The following is a 17,709-nucleotide window of genomic DNA, read 5'->3' on the forward strand; positions in this document are numbered from 1 at the left end:
GCACCGCACATCACCCACCCGAGGAGACCCATGAACCCCTTCGACGACCCCGACGGCGTCTTCGTCGTGCTCGCCAACGACGAGGACCAGCACAGCCTCTGGCCCGCCCGCTTCGCCGTCCCGGACGGCTGGCGCGAGGTGCACCCCCGCGCCGACCGTGCCACCTGTCTGGCCTGGATCGAGACGGCCTGGACCGACCTGCGACCCCGTTCGCTGCGCACCGCCGGGACCGCCCGGTGACCGCCCCGGGCGTGGCGGATGCACCGTCGCTGCGGGTCGCCGTCGTGGCGGCGCTGCCGCAGACCGCTCCCCCGCTGGTCGATGCGCTGCGGGCACGGGGACACCGGGTCCCGGTGGTGATCGGCTTCCGGCGCCCGGCCGACTGGCCCGGGCACGTGCTCGGCGAACACGACCTGCCGCCGGGGGTGGACCTGGCCGTCCCCTCCCGCCCGGAGTCGGTCGCCGCGCTCCTGCGCGCCTACGCCCCGGACGCGGCCGTGAGCTACGGCTACCCGAGGAAGCTGCCGGCGGACGCCGTGTCCGCCCCCCGCCTGGGCACGGTCAACTGCCACCCCTCCGACCTGCCCTCCTACCGGGGGCCGAACCCGGTGGGGTGGGCGGTGCGCAACGGCGAGCGCACGATCGGCGTGACCTGGCACCGGATGGATGCGGAGCTGGACACCGGCTCCGTACTCGCCCGGACGACGATCCCGCTGGACGATGCGGTGTGGTCGTTCACCGGCGTCAACTCCCGTGTGCTGGAGGCGGCTTCGGCCATGCTGCCGCAGGTGCTGCGACGACTGGTGCGCGGGGATGCGGGCGAACCGCAGTCGCAGCGGGAGGGCAGCTGGGCCGGGTTCTTCGGGAAGGACTACGCCACCGTGGACTGGTCGGCCCCGGCTGCGCAGGTTCACACCCAGGTACGGGCGTGGAACATCGCCGGACATCACCCCCGGGTCGAGGGTCCGGTCGCGGTGATCGACGGGACCCGCTGGCGGCTGCGCCGCACCGCGCTGACGCAGCCTCCGCCGGGCACGGGCCGCAGGATCGCCTGCGGCGACGGCGACTTGTGGGTGCTGGCCGCCGACGCACTCGACTGAGCCGGCCCGTCCGCCGGGCCGGCGCGCCGGGGCGCCGCCGTGCGGTGCGCAGTCCGGTCATCCCTCCTTCCGGCTCCGGTACACCAGTGCCGGACGCCGCAGGTAACCGACGGGCGCACTCCACACATGTACGAGGCGGGTGAAGGGCCACACGGCGAACAGCAGGAAGGCGCTCAGGATGTGGAGCTGGAACAGCAGGGGTGCCGAGGCCATGGCATCGGGGTGCGGCTGCAGGGTGAACAGTCCCCGGAACCAGACCGAGATCGTGGCACGGTAGTCGTAGCCGCCTCCGGCCAGGTTGTGCACGGCGGTGGCCGAGACACCCAGCAGGACGGTCGCGAACAGCACCGGGAAGAGCACCCGGTCGCTGCGGTCGGTGGTGCGGCGGACGCGCGCGGACAGCAGGCGCCGGGCGCACAGCATGCCCAGCCCTGCCACCATGGCCGCCCCGGCAACCGAGCCGAGCGCCACCGCCGTGGTGTGGTAGGCGTGTTCGCCGATTCCGGCGGCTTCCGTCCAGGACACGGGTACGGCCAGGCCGACGACGTGTCCGGCGATGACGGCGAAGGCGCCCAGGTGGAACAGCGGGCTGCCGAGGCGCAGCCAGCGGTGTTCCAGCAGCTGGGTGGTGCGGCACGTCCAGCCGAACCGGTCCCGCCGGTACCGCCATATGTGCCCGGCGACGCACACCGTCAGGCAGACGTAGGGGACGGCGACCCACAGAAGGAGCTGCACGGCGGGCGGGGAGGCGTGGTGGTTCATCGGGGGTCTTCCGGGTTCGTGAGGGGGTCCGGCGCGGGCGGCGGCGTTCCGTAGGGGTGCAGGCCCACCCGTTCGCCGGGCGGGCCCTCGGCGGCCAGGCGGAGCACTGCTTCCCGGTCGGCGGCCGTCGGGGGCGGGAGCAGGGCGAGGAGGGCGGCGAGGAGGTGACGGTAGGGGGATTCCAGGTCGTCCAGGGCGTGGTGGATCAGCTGCAGTCCGCGCCGGTGGCGGCGCAGGGGGGCCTCCCCCGGCCCCGGCCCCACCAGGGCTGCGAACTCCAGCGCGACCGGCAGGTGGTCGGGGAGTTCCCCGTCGGCGACCTCCCAGCCGTGGGCGCGGTAGGACTGGGCGAGGGCGAGCAGGGCCATGCCGCGGCGGCGGGTGTCGCCGTGCAGGTAGTAGGTCAGGTGCAGCCCGCTCCGGCGGCGCAGGTCGAAGACCTCGACGTAGTGCATCTCCCGTTCATGGGCCGGCTGTCGGGCGAACCAGTCGGTGAACCGGGACAGGTGCTCGGCGGCGGGCGAGGGCGGCAGCTGCGCGACGGCTGCCGCCAGTTCCGGTGCGGCGGCGGCCAGTTCGGGGTCGGGGTACTGGAGCAGCAGGGACAGCAGGCGCATCGAACGGGCTCGTTCCGCGGTCTGTCGGGGGGTGGGCCGACGGTCGCGGGTGAACAGGCTCACGGCGCGCCCTCGTCCGTGCGGCGCCGGGTGGGCATGCCGAGCGGGGTGGGGCCCTGCCCCGCATCGACCGGGCAGCGGAATCCGGCCGCTCCCTGATCCTCGGTGGCCGCTTCCCGGTGTGCCGTGGGCACGACGAAGCGGTCGGCGTACCGGGCGACGGCCAGCAACCGGTGCAGGTCCTCGGCCTGTTCGGGGGTGAGTCCCACGGCATCGAGCAGGCCCCGGTCGGCCGGGTCGCCGAGGCTGCGGGCCCGCATGTGGCTGCGCAGGGCGGTGAGTTTCATCAGGACGCCGGCGACGGCGTCGGTGTCCCCGGCGGTGAAGAGGTTGGCGAGGTACTCCAGCGGGATGCGCAGCCGGGTGACGGCGGCGAAGACGTGGTCGGGGTCGTCGGCGCTGCCGCCCGCCGCGCCGACGGCGTCGAGGACCGGGGACAGCGGGGGCACGTACCAGACCATCGGGAGGGTGCGGTACTCCGGGTGCAGCGGGAGGGCCACCCGGTATTCGCTGATGAGGGCCCGTACCGGGGAGCGCCGTGCGGCGTCGATCCAGTCCTCGGCGATGCCGTCCGCGCGAGCGGCGGCGGCCACTTCGGGGTCGTAGGGGTCGAGGAAGAGGTCGCGCTGGGCGTCGAGCAGGTCCGTCTCCTCGGGGACGGCGGCCGCCCGTCCCACCCGGTCGGCGTCGTAGAGGACGACGCCGAGGTAGCGCAGCCGGCCGACGCAGGTCTCGGAGCAGATGGTGGGCTGTCCGGCCTCGATGCGCGGGAAGCAGAAGGTGCACTTCTCCGCCTTGCCGGTGGCGTGGTTGGCGTAGACCTTCTTGTAGGGGCAGGCGGAGACGCACATGCGCCAGCCGCGGCAGCGGTCCTGGTCGACGAGGACGATGCCGTCTTCCATACGCTTGTAGAGGGCCCCCGAGGGGCAGGCGGCGACACAGGCGGGGTTGAGGCAGTGCTCGCACAGCCTGGGCAGGTGGAACATGAAGGTCTGCTCGAACTCGAACCGGACCTTCTCCGCCAGGCCGCCGCCGAGGTTGGGGTCCCCGGCTCCGTGCTCCGGTGTACCGCCCAGTCCGTCCTCCCAGTTGGCGCCCCAGGTGACAGCGACGGGGCGGCCCGTGAGCGCCGACCGCGGGCGCGCGACGGGGACGTCCTGGCCTGCGGGGGCGCTGACGAGCGTGTCGTAGTCGTAGGTGACGGGCTCGGCGTAGTCGTCGATCGAGGGCAGTCCGGGGTTGGCGAACAGGGAGGACAGCCGCTTCAGCCGGCTGCCGGAGCGCAGGGCCGGCCGGCCTTTGCGGTCCAGCACCCAGCCGCCCTTCCAGCGTTCCTGGTCCTCGTAGCGGCGGGGGTAGCCCACTCCGGGCTTGGTCTCGACGTTGTTGAACCAGGCGTACTCCACACCGCTGCGGTTGGTCCACGTCTGCTTGCAGGTGACCGAACAGGTATGGCAGCCGATGCACTTGTCGAGGTTCATCACCATGGCCACCTGGGACATCACCCGCATCAGTACTCCACCTCCTGTGAGCGGCGGCGGATCACGGTGACCTCGTCGCGCTGGTTGCCGGTCGGTCCGTAGTAGTTGAAGGCGTAGGTGAACTGGGCGTATCCGCCGGCCAGATGAGTGGGCTTGATCAGCAGCCGGGTGAGGGCGTTGTGGATGCCGCCGCGCCTGCCGCTCACCTCCGTTCTGGGCACGTTCACGGTGCGGTCCTTGGCGTGGTACATGTACACGGTCCCCTCGGGCATGCGGTGGGTGACGACGGCGCGGGCGGCGACGACGCCGTTGCGGTTGTAGGCCTCGACCCAGTCGTTGTCCTCGGCTCCGATACGCGCGGCGTCGGCCGTGCTCATCCAGATCACCGGCCCGCCGCGGGACAGCGCGAGCATGTGGGCGTTGTCCTGATAGGTGGAGTGGACGGACCACTTGGAGTGCGGGGTGAGGTAGCGCACCGTGACCTCCGCGCGGCCGTCCTCGTGCAGGTGCTCGACGCCGTAGTGGCGGCGGGTGTCCAGGGGCGGGCGGAAGACCGGGAGTTGTTCGCCGAGTTCGGCCATCCAGGCGTGGTCGACGAAGAAGTGCTGGCGCCCGGTGAGGGTGTGCCAGGGCTTGCGGTGCTCGACGTTGATGACGAAAGGGGAGTAGCGGCGCCCGCCGGTCTCGCTGCCGGACCACTCGTAGGAGGTCATGACGGCGCGCGGCTGGGTTCGGGTGTCGGCGAAGGTGATGCGTTCCCCTTCCCGTTCGGTGGCGAGGTGGGCCAGTTCGGTGCCGGTGCGCTGTTCGAGGGCGCGGAAGCCTGCGGTGGCGATGCGGCCGTTGGTGGTGCCGGACAGGGCGAGGACGGCCTCGCACATCTCGGAGGCGGTGGCCAGCGAGGGCCGTCCGGCGGCGATGCCGTCGCGCACGGTGCCGCAGCGGCGGCGCAGTTCGTCCAGTTCGGGGCCGACCCGGACGGTGACGCCCTTGGTGGTGGTGCCGAGGTCGTCCAGCAGCGGGCCGATCGCGCGCATCTTCCGGGCGACGGCCGCGTAGTCGCGCTCGACGGTGACGAGCTTCGGCATGGTCCGGCCGGGTACGGGCGCGCAGGCGCCGGACCGCCAGTCCTCGACGGTTCCGCGGGGCTGGGCGAGTTCGTCGGGGGTGTCGTGCTGCAGGGGCACGGCGAGGACGTCGGTGCGGGTGCCCAGGTGCTCGGCGGCGAGTTCGCTGAAGCGGTCGGCGAGGGTGAGGAAGGTGTCGTAGTCGGTGCGGGCCTGCCAGGGCGGCGGGATGGCGGGGGTGAAGGCGTGGACGAAGGGGTGCATGTCCGTGCTGGACAGGTCGTCCTTCTCGTACCAGGTGGCGGCGGGCAGCACCACGTCGGAGTACAGCCCGGTGGAGGTCATGCGGAAGTCGAGGGTGACCAGCAGGTCGAGCTTGCCCTCGGGAGCCTCCTCGTGCCAGGTCACGTCCTTCGGGCGCATGCCGGGCGGCGACTGTTCGGAGCGCACGGCGGCGTCGGCGCCGAGCAGGTGGCGCTGGAAGTACTCGCTTCCCTTGCCGGAGGATCCCAGCAGGTTGGCGCGCCAGACGGTCAGGACGCGGGGGAAGTTGGCCGGGTCGTCGGGGTCCTCGGCGGCGAACTTGAGCCGCCCGGCGGCGAGTTCGTCCGTGATGTGGTCGGCGACGGGGCGGTGTGCGGCGGCGGCCTCGTCGGCGAGGTCCAGGGGGTTGCGGTTGAAGCCCGGGTGGCCGGGTGTCCAGCCGTTCCTGACGGCCTGGGCCAGGCAGTCGGCGAACGCCCGGCCCTCGAAGCGGCCTTCGCCGAGCGGCGACGCGAGTTCCGCGGGACCGAAGGCCTCGTAGCGCCACTGGTCGGTGTTGAGGTACCAGAACGAGGTGCCCGCCATGTGCCGGGTGGGCCGCTGCCAGTCGAAGGCGAAGGCCAGGTGCTGGAAGCCGGTGACGGGGCGGACCTTCTCCTGTCCGACGTAGTGCGCCCAGCCGCCGCCGTTGACGCCCTGGCACCCGGTCATGGTGGTGAGCGCGAGGAATGCCCGGTAGACGGTGTCGGAGTGGAACCAGTGGTTGGTGCCGGCCCCCATCGCGATCATCGAACGGCCGCGGGTGCGCTCCGCGTTGCGGGCGAACTCCCGGGCTATGCGTGCGGCCTGCTCCGCCGGGACGGAGGTGAGTGTCTCCTGCCAGGCGGGGGTGCAGGGCTGCCCCGCGTCGTCGTAGGAGCCGGGCCAGTCGCCCGGGAGTCCGTCCCGGTGCACCCCGTACTGGGCGAGCATCAGGTCGAAGACGGTGGTGACGAGGCGGCCGCCCACCCGGCGGGCGGGTACGCCGCGCACCATGACGGAGCCGCCCTCGGTGGGGCCCTCGTCGAACCGGGGCAGCGCGAGCTCGACGTTCTCCTCGGCCCGCTCCAGCAGGGACAACTCGGGGACGGTGTCGCCGAGTTCGAGGTTCCAGCGGCCTTCGCCGCTCTCGCCCCAGCGGAAGCCGAGGGAGCCGTTGGGGACGACCGGTTCGCCGCCGTCGCGGTCGAGCAGGACGGTCTTGAACTCGGCGTTCTCCTCCTGATGGCCGAGGTCGGCGGCGGTCAGGAAACGGTCCGGGACGTACCGCCCGTCGTCATGGGGGCGGAGGGCGACGAGGAAGGGCGCGTCGGTGAACCGGCGCAGGTAGTCCTCGAAGTACGGGGTCTGCCGGTCGACGAGGAACTCGCGCAGGATCACATGGCCCATGGCCATCGCAAGGGCCCCGTCGGTGCCGGGGTGCGGGGCGAGCCACTCGTCGGCGTGCTTGACGTTGTCGGCGTAGTCCGGGCTGACGGCGACGACCTTGGTGCCGTTGTAGCGCGTCTCGGTGAGGAAGTGGGCGTCGGGGGTGCGGGTGACGGGGATGTTGGAGCCCCACATGACGAGGTAGCCGGCGTTCCACCAGTCCGCCGCCTCGGGCACGTCGGTCTGGTCACCGAAGACCTGCGGGGAGGCGACCGGCAGGTCGGCGTACCAGTCGTAGAAGGACAGCAGCGTGCCGCCGATCAGCGACATGAACCGCGAACCGGCCGCGAAGGAGGCCATGGACATCGCGGGGATCGGGGAGAAGCCGGCCACCCGGTCGGGCCCGTAGGTCTTGACGGTGTGGACGTGGGCGGCGGCGACGAGTTCGGACACCTCGTCCCAATCGGCGCGCACCAGGCCGCCCTTGCCGCGGGCCCTCTTGTAGGCGCGCGCCTTGGCCGGGTCCCCGGTGATCTCGGCCCAGGCCGCCACCGGGTCGCCCAGCCGGCTGCGCGCCTCGCGCCACATCTTCAGCAGCGCGCCGCGCACGTAGGGGTGGCGGACCCGGCTGGGCGAGTAGGTGTACCAGGAGAACGAGGCGCCCCGCGGGCAGCCGCGCGGCTCGTACTCGGGGCAATCGGTGCCGATGGAGGGGTAGTCGGTGGCCTGGTGCTCCCACGTGATGATGCCCTGCTTGACGTGGACCATCCAGGAGCAGGAGCCGGTGCAGTTGACGCCGTGCGTGGAGCGCACGACCTTGTCGTGGGCCCAGCGGCTGCGGTAGAAGCCCTCCCACTGCGGGTCGCCGGGGGCGAACACGGCACGTCCGTCGGCCGAGGTCTCGCGCCGTCTCAGCAGTCTCCGCGCGGCGAGAGGACCGCTCCGCTCCCCGCGGGCACCGGGGTTACCGGCGGTCTCGTCGTTGTCCATGGGGTCGAACGCTAGGCGAGAAGGAAGCGGACAAGGCGGGGCAAAGGGTCCCTGTCCGGGTGGCCGCACGGCCCGGGAAACGGCGCCCGGCACGGGACCAACGGCCCGGGAGAGGGACCGCTCGGCCGCCGCCCGAGGGCACCCGGACACCGCATGCTGGGCGGCAACCGATACGGAGGTTCTCGTGTACGACCGCAGGCAGCGCCGGCCCGGCCACTCCCCCTCACCACCGCCCGGGCGGGCACCGCACGCGGCACGCCACGCGGCACCTCCCGTCGGTCACCGACCGGTCCGCCCGGGCCATGCCGACTCCCGGGCGGCCGGTCACGGCCGGTGGCCGCGATGAGCGCCCGCCGACCGGTGCGCTCGGTGCGCCGGGACGTGACGGACCGGCCGTTCATCGTCATCTGGGAGTCCACCCGGGCCTGTCCGCTCGCCTGCCGTCACTGCCGGGCCGAGGCGGTCCCCGACCGGGACCCCGGCGAACTCGACACGGCCGCCGCCAAGGAACTGCTGGACCAGGTCGCCGCGTTCGGCCGGCCGGCGCCCCTGTTCGTGATCACCGGCGGCGACCCCTTCCAGCGGCCCGACCTCCTGGAGCTGATCGCCTACGGCACCCTGTCCGGGCTGCACGTCGCCGTCGCACCCTCCGGCACACCCACCCTCACCCCCGAGAACCTGCGAGCCGTGCGCAACGCGGGGGCCGTCGGGCTCTCGCTGAGCCTGGACGGGTCGACCGCGGCGCTGCACGACACCTTCCGCGGGGTGCCCGGCGTGTACGACTGGACGCTGGACGCCTGGGACACGGCCCGTCGGCTGGGGCTCAAGGTGCAGATCAACACCACGGTCACCCGCCACAACCTGCTCGACCTGCCGGACATCGTGGCACTCGTGCGCGAGCACGGGGCCATGCTGTGGAGCGCGTTCTTCCTGGTGCCCACCGGACGCGGCCGGCTGCTGGACGCGCTCACGCCCCGCGAGGCGGAGGACGTCCTGAACTTCGTCCACGACGTGGGGCCGGCGGTTCCCGCCAAGACCACCGAGGCACACCACTTCCGCCGCGTCGCCCTGCAGCGCGCGGTGCTGGCGGCCAAGGGCGAGGACCACGTCGCGGCCCTGAGGCTCGGCCCGCTGTACGAGAAGCTGCGCGAGCGCGCCGCCGAACTCGGGCTGGACGTCGCCTCGCGGCACTCCCGGCGTCCCCCGCTGGACGTCAACGCCGGCCGGGGGTTCGCCTTCGTCTCCCACACCGGCACCGTGCACCCGAGCGGCTTCCTGCCGCTCGCCGCGGGCAACGTGCGTGCCCAGCCGCTGACTGAGATCTACCGCACCTCCGAACTGTTCACCGGCCTGCGCGATCCCGACCGGCTCGGCGGCCGGTGCGGCCGGTGCGAATTCCGCACGGTCTGCGGGGGTTCGCGCTCGCGCGCCTACGCCGCCACCGGCGACCCGTACGCCCAGGAGCCCTGGTGCGGTTACCGCCCTGGCTCCTTCCCCCACCGGCAGGAAGTGGCTCAGCTGCTGCTCGCGGCAGGGTGAGCGAGGAACGCGCACCATGAGAACGTCGCCCCTCGACGCCCCTGACCGGGCCCTGCTGCACACCCGGCAACCGGACGAGCGGTGGAACACGGTCCGGCTGGTGTCGGCCGCAGCCGCCCTCCACGGCCGGGCATACTCCCGCGGCCGGCCGGGGACCGCCCGGGCGCTCGCGGTCGCCTCTCTGGTCGGCTCCCGGGGAGCGGTTCTCCTCGCCACCGGGCTGCCGCCCACCTGACGCCCCGCGCGGGGACCCCTCCCGCCACCGACATCCGAACCGAACCGACCGGCCAGGAGGCCTCGTGCAATCAGTGATCATCATCGGCGGCGGCATCAGCGGCCTGACCGCGGCGTGGTACCTCAGGTCCGAGGCCGAGGTCACCGTCGTGGAGTCCGGCCCGCTGCCGGGCGGCATCCTGCGTTCCGGCACCGTCGCCGGCGTCCCCGTCGACGACGGCGCGGAGGCGATGCTGGCCCTGCGCCCGGAGGCGGTGGACCTCGCCGAGGCCGTCGGACTCGGCGACGACCTCGTCGCACCCGCGCGGGCTCCCGTCACCATGTGGACGCGCGGCACGCTGCGCGCGATGCCCGCGGGCCACGTCATGGGCATACCCACGGACCTCACGGCGCTCCGGGACACCGGCCTCCTGTCCGCCGAGGGCCTGGCCAGGCTCGCGCACGAGGAGGAGCTTCCCTCCGCGCCCCTGGACGGCGACACGAGCGTCGGCGCGTATCTCGCGGGCCGGCTGGGCCAGGAGGTGGTGGACCGGCTCGTCGAGCCGCTGCTCGGCGGGATCTACGCGGGGCGGGCGGACCGGATCTCACTGCGCGCCGCGCTGCCCGGGGTCGCGAACATCGCCGCCCGCGGCGGTTCGCTGCTCACCGCCCTGCGGTCCGGTGCGCAGTCGCGGACGGGGGCCCCGCCCGCCGTTATGCAGGGGCTGCGCGGCGGCCTCGCGCGGCTGCCCCGCGCCATCGCCGACACCTGCGGGGCACGGGTGCTCACCCGGACCCGGGTGCGGGAGCTGCACCGCACGCCCGACGGCTGGCGGGTGGTCCTCTCCGGCCCCGCGCCGTGCAGTCTGGAGGCGGACTCCGTGATCCTGGCCGCCCCGGCCTACGCCGCCGCCCCGCTGCTGCGGCCGCACGCGCCCGTGGCCGCGCGCGAGTTGGGCGCGGTCGAGCACGCGAGCATGGCGCTGGTGACCCTGGCCTTCGAGCGCTCGCGGATACCGGCCGGCGTGCCCCGGGGCAACGGCTTCCTCGTCCCGCCCGTCGAGGGCAAGGCCGTCAAGGCGGCCACCTTCCTCACCAACAAGTGGCACTGGCTCGCCGAGGCCCTCCCCGGAACGTTCGTACTGCGCGCCTCCGTCGGCCGGCTGGGCGAGGAATCCCTGCTCGGCCGGGAGGACGGCGAGCTGGCCGCCGTCTGCCTCGCCGAACTGTCCGACATCCTGGGCCCGTTGGGCCGCCCGGTCGACTTCCACGTCTCACGGTGGGCGCGGGGGCTGCCGCAGTACTCCGTGGGACACCTCGACAGGGTGCGCACGATCCGCGGCGCCGTGGCCGGCCTGCCCGGCCTGGAGGTGTGCGGGGCCGCGTACGAGGGCGTGGGCGTCGCCGCCTGTGTCGCGGGGGCGCGGGACGCCGCCCTGCGCACGCTGGGGCACCCCCGGCGGAGCAGCCGATGAACGCCAAGTCCCGTGGATACGCACGGTTCGGCGGTGCCACCGCCGCTGCCCTCGTGCTGGCGGCAGGCGCCGGCTGGTACCTGGGCCGCACGGCCGGGAGGCCGGCGGCCGCCGAACTGCCCGCCGCCGCCCCCGCACACACCTCCGGCGAGGGCGGCACCGTCGTCCCCTACGGCGAAGCCGATGCCGGGCACACCCTTTCCGTCTGGCTCGACCCGCGCTGTCCGTACTGCGCCGTCGTCGAGAAAGGGCTCGGAAAGACTTTCAAGGAACTCGCCGACAAGAAGACGCTCAGGATCGAATACCACTTCGCGACGTTCCTGGACGGCGCCCTCGGCGGCAAGGGATCGAAGCGTGCCCTCAACGCGCTCGGGGCGGCGGTGAACGAGAGCCCCGAGAAGTTCATGGCGTACGCCGACGCCCTGTTCGCCCACCAGCCGGACGACGAGAAGGACGACACGTTCGGTTCGACCGCGACCCTGTTGGAGCTGGCCGACCAGGTCCACGGGTTGCGCACGCCCGCCTTCAACAAGGCCGTCAAGGAACTCACGTACATGCCATGGGCGGAGAAGGTGTCATCCGCCTTCTACAAGAGCGGCGAGAAGGGCACGCCCGTCGTCAAGCTCGACGGGCGGCCCCTGAACGTGCTGTCCGGCGACGGCACTTCCTCCGTCACGCCTGCGGAGTTCACGGAGCTGGTCGGAAAAGCCTCCTGACCGGAAGATACTCACGGCCCGCGGGTGGTGAACCCGCGGGCCGTCGGCATGCTGTGCGCGTCCCCGTCACATCACGACCGCGCCGAGAACCATGAACCCCGTCACCGCGACGAGCAGGATGCCCATCAGCGGTGCCACGAAGCGCAGGTAGCGGTCGTAGCGCACCTTGGACAGGGCCAGGCCGCCCATCACGACCGCGGACGTCGGGGTGACGAGGTTCACCCAGCCCGACGCCGACTGGTACGCGGTGACGACCAGGGACCGGCTCACGCCGGCGAAGTCGGCGAGCGGGGCGAGGATGGGCATGGCCAGGGCCGCATGCCCCGAGGAGGAGGGGACCAGGAAGGCCAGCGGCATGTTGACCAGGAACATCAGCACGGCGAAGAAGCCCGACGACGTGCCCGCGACCACGCTGTGCAGCCCGTCGAGAATGGAGTCGGTGACGCTGGCGTTGTTCATGATGACGGTGACACCGCGCGCCAGCATGATGATGAGAGCCGCCCCGATGAAGTCCCCGGCGCCCGCGACGATGGCGTTCGCCGTGCCCTTCTCGCCGAGTCCCGCGATCAGGCCGACGGCGACGGCGGCGACGATGAACAGGGCGGCGAGTTCGGGGAAGTACCAGCCCAGAGTGGGCAGGAAGGTGACGTGCAAGTCGGCCCAGGGGATCACCGCGAAGATCATGAAGAGGAACGTGGCCCCGAAGACCGCGAGCACCAGCCGCTGCCGTGCCGGGAGCGGGCCCGCGGTGCCGCCCGCCGACTTGAGTTCCTCGTCCTCGGGTGTCGGTGCGATCAGGGAGCGCGAGGGGTCCGCGAACACGCGGTCGGCGTAGCGCACGAGGTACACCGCGGCGACGGCGGTCAGGACGGCCCACATCAGCAGGCGCAGCACGATGCCGTCCCCGGTGCCGATGCCGGCGCTGTCGGATGCCACGCCGGTGGCAAAGGGGTTGACGGTTGAGGCGAGGGTGCCCACTCCGGCGCCGACCATGATGACGGTGGCGCCGACCATCCGGTCGTAGCCGAGTTTGAGCATGAGCGGGATCATCAGCCCGTAGAAGCCGAGTGTCTCCTCGGCCATGCCGTAGGTGGTGCCGCCGAGCGAGAAGAGGGTCAGCAGCACCACGAGCAGCAGGGTCCGGTGGCGGCGGAGCCGTGCGGCGAGCCGGGCCACGCCGCTGGTGAGGGCGCCGGTCCGCAGGGTGACGGTGATGAAGGCGCCGACGGCGAGGACGAACAGGAACACCCCTGCCGCGCCGGCGAACTGGCCGTTGCCGCCCGGTGCGGTGAGTCCGGAGTGTGCGTCGGTGACGCCGTACAGGCCGTTCACGGGCGAGAGGAAGAGGTCCTTGAGCCGGCTCCCGAAGCCCTGGGTCAGTTCCACGGAGTGGTAGGTGCCGGGGACCGGCGCGCCGTCCTCGGTGTCGTAGCGGCCCGGGGGGATGACGAAGGTCAGGCCCCAGACCGCGACGGTCACCGCGGCCAGGACGGTGTAGGCCGAGGGGAAGCGGATTCCGCGCCGTGGCCGGCCCGGCCCGGGTTCCCCGTCCGGGCCCGCCGGGGCCGGTGCGGAGGCGGTGGCGGTCATGACCGGTCCTCCGCATCGTCGTTGCCGTCCTCCGGGTAGCGGCCGCTGGGCGTGACAAGGGTGCCCGCGGTGCCGTCGAGGATGGCCGGTGCGTCGGCGAGGGCGCCGATGGCGGCAAAGCCTCCAGTGAGTTCCACGAACCGGCATACCGCCTCCACCTTGGGTCCCATGGATCCGGCCGGGAACTGTTCCGCGCGCAGCCGGGCGGGGGTCGTGCGGCCGATGCGTTCCGCCTCGGGAGTGCCGTAGCCGCGGACGACTTGGGGCACGTCGGTCAGCAGGAGCAGCGCGTCGGCGTCGAGCGCCTCCGCGAGCAGGGAGGCGGTGAGGTCCTTGTCCACCACGGCTTCCACGCCGGTCAGTCGGCCCTGGTCGTCGCGGATGACGGGGACGCCTCCGCCGCCGGCGCAGACGGCGACCGCTCCGGAGGAGAGCAGGAGGCGGATCAGCCGTGTCTCGACGACGCGTTGGGGGTCGGGGGACGGTACGACCCGGCGCCAGTGCGGGCCGTCGGCCCTGACCGTCCAGTTGCGTTCGGCGGCGAGGCGTTCGGCCTCCTCGCGTTCGTAGACGGGGCCGACGAACTTGGTGGGGGCGGCGAAGGCGGGGTCGGCGGCGGAGACGAGGGTCTGGTTGAGCAGGGCGCAGACCTGGCGGCCGGGGAGGGCGTTCTGCAGGGACTGCAGCAGCCAGTAGCCGATCATGCCCTGGGTCTCGGCGCCGAGGACGTCGAAGGGGTAGGGGGAGGTGAGGGAGCGGTCGGCCGCGCTCTGCAGGGCGAGCAGGCCGACCTGGGGGCCGTTGCCGTGGGTGATGACGAGTTCGTGCTCGCGGGCCAGGGGGGCCAGGGCGGCCACGGCCGCCCTGACGTTGGCGTGCTGCACGGCTGCGTCGGGGCATTCTCCCCTGCGGAGCAGGGCATTTCCGCCGAGGGCGACGACGACGCGCATGGTTCTCTCCTGTGTGCCGGTGGTCAGTGGCCGAGGGTGGCGACGAGGACGGCCTTGATGGTGTGCACGCGGTTCTCGGCCTGGTCGAAGACGATGGAGTGCGCGGACTCGAAGACCTCGTCGGTGACTTCGAGGGCGGTCATGCCGGTGCGGGCCAGCACGTCGGCGCCGACAGTGGTCCCGGCGTCGTGGAAGGCGGGCAGGCAGTGCAGGAACTTCACCCGCGGGTTGCCGGTGGCGGCGAGCACTTCCGAGGTCACCTGGTAGGGCTTGAGCAGGGTGATGCGCTCGTCCCAGATCTCCTTGGGCTCGCCCATGGACACCCACACGTCGGTGTAGAGGAAGTCGGCGCCGGCGACGCCTTCTTCGAGGTTCTCGGTGAGGGTGATCCGGGCTCCGGTGGTCTCGGCGATGCGCCGGGCCTCCTTCTCCACCTCGGGCGCGGTGCGCAGGCTCTCGGGTCCGACCATGCGGACGTCCATGCCGAACATGGCGCCTGCGACCAGCAGGGAGTTGCCGACGTTGTTGCGGGCGTCGCCGAGGTAGGCGAAGGAGACGTCGTGCAGGGGCTTGTCCGTGTGCTCCCACATCGTCAGGACGTCGGCCAGGGACTGGGTGGGGTGCCACTCGTCCGTCAGGCCGTTCCACACGGGCACGCCCGAGTAGTCGGCCAGTTGCTCCACGATGTCCTGGCTGCTGCCGCGGTATTCGATGCCGTCGTACATCCGGCCGAGGACGCGCGCGGTGTCCTTGATGGACTCCTTGTGCCCGATCTGCGATCCGGACGGCTCCAGGTAGGTGACGTGGGCGCCCTGCTGGTGGGCCGCGGTCTCGAAGGCGCAGCGGGTGCGGGTGGAGGTCTTCTCGAAGATCAGGGCGATGTTCCTGCCCTGCAGTCTCTGCTGTTCGCTGCCCGCGCGGCGGGCGGCCTTCAGCTCGGCGGACAGGTCGAGCAGGAAGCGGAGTTCGGCCGGCGTGAAGTCGGTCTCCTTGAGGAAGCTGCGGTGGCGCAGGTTGAGGGCCATGACGGTGTCTCCTTGAGAAGTCGGTACCGGTAAGGGGCGTTCAGACGGCGTCGCGCTCGATGGGGCAGCTCATGCAGCGCGGTCCGCCGCGGCCGCGGCCGAGTTCGCTGCCGCGGATGGTGATGACCTCGATGCCGTTCCTGCGCAGGTGGGTGTTGGAGGTGACGTTGCGCTCGTAGGCGACGACGACGCCGGGTTCGACGGCGAGGACGTTGCAGCCGTCGTCCCACTGCTCGCGTTCGGCGGAATGGATGTCCTGGGTCGCCGTGTGCACGGTGATCGAGGACAGGCCGAGTGCGTCGGCGACGGCGTGGTGCATGTCCTGCGGGGCGTGGTCGGTGATGGTCAGCCTGGCGCCGTCCGTGCCGGGTTCGATGGTGCAGGAGGGCAGCATGCCGAGGCCGGCGTACTGCGTGAAGGTGTCGCCGCTGACCATGGTCATCACGGTGTCGAGGTGCATGAAGCTGCGCTTCTTGGGCATCTCCAGGGCCACGACGCGGCGTGCCGAGCCGGCGGCGAACATCCGCAGGGCCAGGGCCTCGACGGCCTGCGGGGTGGTGCGTTCGCTCATGCCGACCAGGACGGCGCCGTTGCCGATGACGAGGACGTCGCCGCCCTCGATCGTGGACGGGTGGTCGGCCTGGCCACCGGACCAGAGGTGGTGTTCCTGCTTCTCGAAGAGCGGGTGGTGCCGGTAGATCGCCTCGAAGTGCACGGTCTCGCGGCGGCGGGCGCGCTTCTTCATAGGGTTCACGCTCACGCCGTCGTACACCCAGCAGGAGGTGTCGCGGGTGAAGAGATGGTTGGGCAGCGGGGCGAGAACGAAGTCGTCCGGTGCCAGGGTGTGCAGCCGTACGCTGCGGATGGCGCCGAGGCGGTGCACCGCTTCGCGCTTGGTCATGCCGCCGATCAGGTGCTGCGCCATCTCGGCCGGTGCGAGGGCGTCGAAGGCGGTGCGCAGGCGGTCGGTGGCCAGCGGGCCGAAGTCCCGCTCGTCGAAGACACGGCCGAGGACGAGGTCGCGGGCGGCCGGAACGGCCAGTGTCTCGGTGAGCAGTTCGGCCAGGTAGTGGACGTGTACGCCGCGGTCGCGCAGGGTGTCGGCGAAGGCATCGTGCTCCTCGCGGGCCCGCTTGACCCACAGCACGTCGTCGAAGAGGAGGTCGTCCTTGTTGGTGGGGGTCAGGCGCTTGAGTTCCAAGTCGGGCCGGTGCAGGATCACTTGACGCAGCCGGCCGGCCTCGGAATCGACGTGGAAGTTCATGGCTCTCCTGGAACGGGAGCGACGGGCGTCGGCTCCGGTGCGTCGGATGCGCTCGCCCTCCGGAGGTCCGGAATCCGCCCCTGAAAGGGCTGTTTCCGGCTGACACTTGAACCGTGTCACACCGGCACCACCCGAACCGGGCGGCGAACGGGCCCCGGTGGGGGCCTGGCCGGTACCCATCGGGGGACCTGTTCAGCCACATGGCCGGGACCTTTCGGCCCATGTGCCGCACCGGCGGCGGAAATGACGCCCCGCCACAGAGGACAGCGCGAAGAGGCGCACGAGGCGCCTCTTCGTCGAGCCGTGGCCGGGGAACCGGCCGTCGGGTCAGCCGCGCTGCCGGGGCAGCACGGGACGTGCGGGCCGTCCCCCGCCGGCCTCCGGCAGCCGGGTGGCGATCACGGCGGCCTGCACCCGGCGCTCCACGCCCAGCTTGGCCAGCAGCCGGGAGACGTTGTTCTTCACCGTCTTCTCGGCGAGATAGAGCCGTTGGCCGATCTCCCGGTTGGTCAGGCCCGCTCCCACCAGTGCCAGGATCTCCAGCTCGCGCTCGCTGAGGTCGGGCAGGTCCCGTTCCGTTTCCTCCCGTCGGTGCTCACCGCGCAGCCGGGCCATCAGCCGGGTGGTGGTGCCGGGGTCGAGCATCGACTTGCCGGAGGCGACGACGCGCACGGCGCCGACGAGGTCGTTGCCGCTGATCTGCTTGAGGACGTAGCCGGCGGCCCCGGCCAGGACCGCGTCCAGCAGGGCCTCCTCGTCGTCGAAGGAGGTCAGCATCAGGCAGGCGAGTCCGGGCATCCGGGAGCGGAGTTCGCGGCAGACGTCCACCCCGTTGCCGTCGGGCAGACGGACGTCGAGCACGGCGACCCGGGGGCGGAGTGCGGGGATGCGGGCGAGCGCGTCCGCGGCCGTGGCCGCCTCGCCGATCACGGTGATGCCGGGCTCGGCCGACAGCAGGTCGTGGATGCCCCGCCGCACCACTTCGTGGTCGTCCAGGAGGAAGACCGTGACAGGCGCCTGCGCGCCGGTCCCTGCTGTGCTGTCGACCGTCATGACGTGCTCCGTACTCATTGACCGTCCCGGTGGGGCGGGACCCGCCTCATCCTGTCCCGCCGCCGGAACCCGCGGCATGGGCCGACCGGCCCTCCCGCCCGGGCCGGGAGACCTTCCCGCGTCTCCCTGTGCAGAT

General features: G+C 72.4%; 15 protein-coding genes. 6 read left to right on the forward strand and 9 right to left on the reverse strand.

Annotated elements, in window-relative coordinates; genetic code table 11:
• Window positions 1-30: 30 nt before the first annotated feature.
• Window positions 31-240, forward strand: coding sequence for an MbtH family protein (locus HG542_RS13825; RefSeq protein WP_171081145.1), 210 nt, complete (start codon window positions 31-33; stop codon window positions 238-240).
• Between the two features lie 11 nt (window positions 241-251).
• The gene (locus HG542_RS13830; protein ID WP_171081148.1) at window positions 252-1,100 is read left to right on the forward strand and encodes a methionyl-tRNA formyltransferase; all 849 of its coding nucleotides are present in this window, start codon (window positions 252-254) and stop codon (window positions 1,098-1,100) included.
• Between the two features lie 57 nt (window positions 1,101-1,157).
• Here the strand turns inward: HG542_RS13830 and narI are convergent, their stop codons facing one another.
• From narI to HG542_RS13850, 4 genes are read right to left on the reverse strand one after another with little or no spacing between them, the layout of a single operon-like run.
• Window positions 1,158-1,862 carry a respiratory nitrate reductase subunit gamma gene (gene narI, locus HG542_RS13835; protein WP_171081150.1) on the reverse strand — a complete coding sequence of 235 codons (705 nt, stop codon included), beginning with the start codon at window positions 1,860-1,862 and terminating at the stop codon, window positions 1,158-1,160.
• Window positions 1,859-2,479 (reverse strand): nitrate reductase molybdenum cofactor assembly chaperone, encoded by a 621-nt coding sequence (narJ, locus tag HG542_RS13840; protein ID WP_171081152.1) that lies wholly within the window; start codon window positions 2,477-2,479, stop codon window positions 1,859-1,861. Before narJ ends, narI begins: the two co-directional genes overlap by 4 nt.
• 59 nt (window positions 2,480-2,538) lie before the next feature.
• Window positions 2,539-4,050 (reverse strand): nitrate reductase subunit beta, encoded by a 1,512-nt coding sequence (gene narH / locus HG542_RS13845; RefSeq protein WP_171081154.1) that lies wholly within the window; start codon window positions 4,048-4,050, stop codon window positions 2,539-2,541.
• Window positions 4,050-7,748 (reverse strand): nitrate reductase subunit alpha, encoded by a 3,699-nt coding sequence (locus HG542_RS13850; RefSeq protein WP_171081157.1) that lies wholly within the window; start codon window positions 7,746-7,748, stop codon window positions 4,050-4,052. Before HG542_RS13850 ends, narH begins: the two co-directional genes overlap by 1 nt.
• A 342-nt stretch (window positions 7,749-8,090) precedes the next feature.
• Between HG542_RS13850 and HG542_RS13855 the strand changes: the two genes are divergently transcribed.
• The 4 genes from HG542_RS13855 to HG542_RS13870 all read left to right on the forward strand — a co-directional run bounded on the left by HG542_RS13855 (window position 8,091) and on the right by HG542_RS13870 (window position 11,691).
• Window positions 8,091-9,287 carry a TIGR04053 family radical SAM/SPASM domain-containing protein gene (locus tag HG542_RS13855; RefSeq protein ID WP_171081159.1) on the forward strand — a complete coding sequence of 399 codons (1,197 nt, stop codon included), beginning with the start codon at window positions 8,091-8,093 and terminating at the stop codon, window positions 9,285-9,287.
• A 16-nt stretch (window positions 9,288-9,303) separates the two neighbouring features.
• A complete protein-coding gene (locus tag HG542_RS13860; RefSeq protein ID WP_171081160.1) occupies window positions 9,304-9,522 on the forward strand; it encodes a hypothetical protein in 219 nt (72 codons plus the stop codon).
• A 64-nt stretch (window positions 9,523-9,586) separates the two neighbouring features.
• Window positions 9,587-10,975: a protoporphyrinogen oxidase gene (hemG, locus tag HG542_RS13865; RefSeq protein WP_229922714.1), complete on the forward strand. Its 1,389-nt coding sequence runs from the start codon at window positions 9,587-9,589 to the stop codon at window positions 10,973-10,975.
• Complete coding sequence (locus HG542_RS13870; protein ID WP_171081162.1) at window positions 10,972-11,691, forward strand: thioredoxin domain-containing protein; 720 nt, start codon at window positions 10,972-10,974, stop codon at window positions 11,689-11,691. Before hemG ends, HG542_RS13870 begins: the two co-directional genes overlap by 4 nt.
• A gap of 66 nt (window positions 11,692-11,757) precedes the next feature.
• On the opposite strand, the gene HG542_RS13875 is transcribed toward HG542_RS13870, so the two are convergent.
• The 5 genes from HG542_RS13875 to HG542_RS13895 form a co-directional block, all read right to left on the reverse strand.
• Window positions 11,758-13,281: a YfcC family protein gene (locus HG542_RS13875; RefSeq protein ID WP_171081164.1), complete on the reverse strand. Its 1,524-nt coding sequence runs from the start codon at window positions 13,279-13,281 to the stop codon at window positions 11,758-11,760.
• Window positions 13,278-14,231, reverse strand: a complete 954-nt coding sequence (locus tag HG542_RS13880) for a carbamate kinase (RefSeq protein WP_171081166.1) — start codon at window positions 14,229-14,231, stop codon at window positions 13,278-13,280. Before HG542_RS13880 ends, HG542_RS13875 begins: the two co-directional genes overlap by 4 nt.
• A gap of 23 nt (window positions 14,232-14,254) precedes the next feature.
• The gene (argF, locus tag HG542_RS13885; RefSeq protein WP_171081169.1) at window positions 14,255-15,256 is read right to left on the reverse strand and encodes an ornithine carbamoyltransferase; all 1,002 of its coding nucleotides are present in this window, start codon (window positions 15,254-15,256) and stop codon (window positions 14,255-14,257) included.
• A gap of 40 nt (window positions 15,257-15,296) precedes the next feature.
• Window positions 15,297-16,520 carry an arginine deiminase gene (locus tag HG542_RS13890; RefSeq protein ID WP_171081170.1) on the reverse strand — a complete coding sequence of 408 codons (1,224 nt, stop codon included), beginning with the start codon at window positions 16,518-16,520 and terminating at the stop codon, window positions 15,297-15,299.
• A gap of 327 nt (window positions 16,521-16,847) precedes the next feature.
• On the reverse strand, window positions 16,848-17,573 hold the full coding sequence (locus HG542_RS13895; RefSeq protein WP_171081172.1) for a response regulator: 726 nt from the start codon (window positions 17,571-17,573) through the stop codon (window positions 16,848-16,850).
• Between the last annotated feature and the right edge of the window lie 136 nt (window positions 17,574-17,709).

Origin of the sequence: Streptomyces morookaense, from assembly GCF_013030945.1 — a bacterium.
GTDB classification, from domain to species: domain Bacteria; phylum Actinomycetota; class Actinomycetes; order Streptomycetales; family Streptomycetaceae; genus Streptomyces; species Streptomyces morookaensis.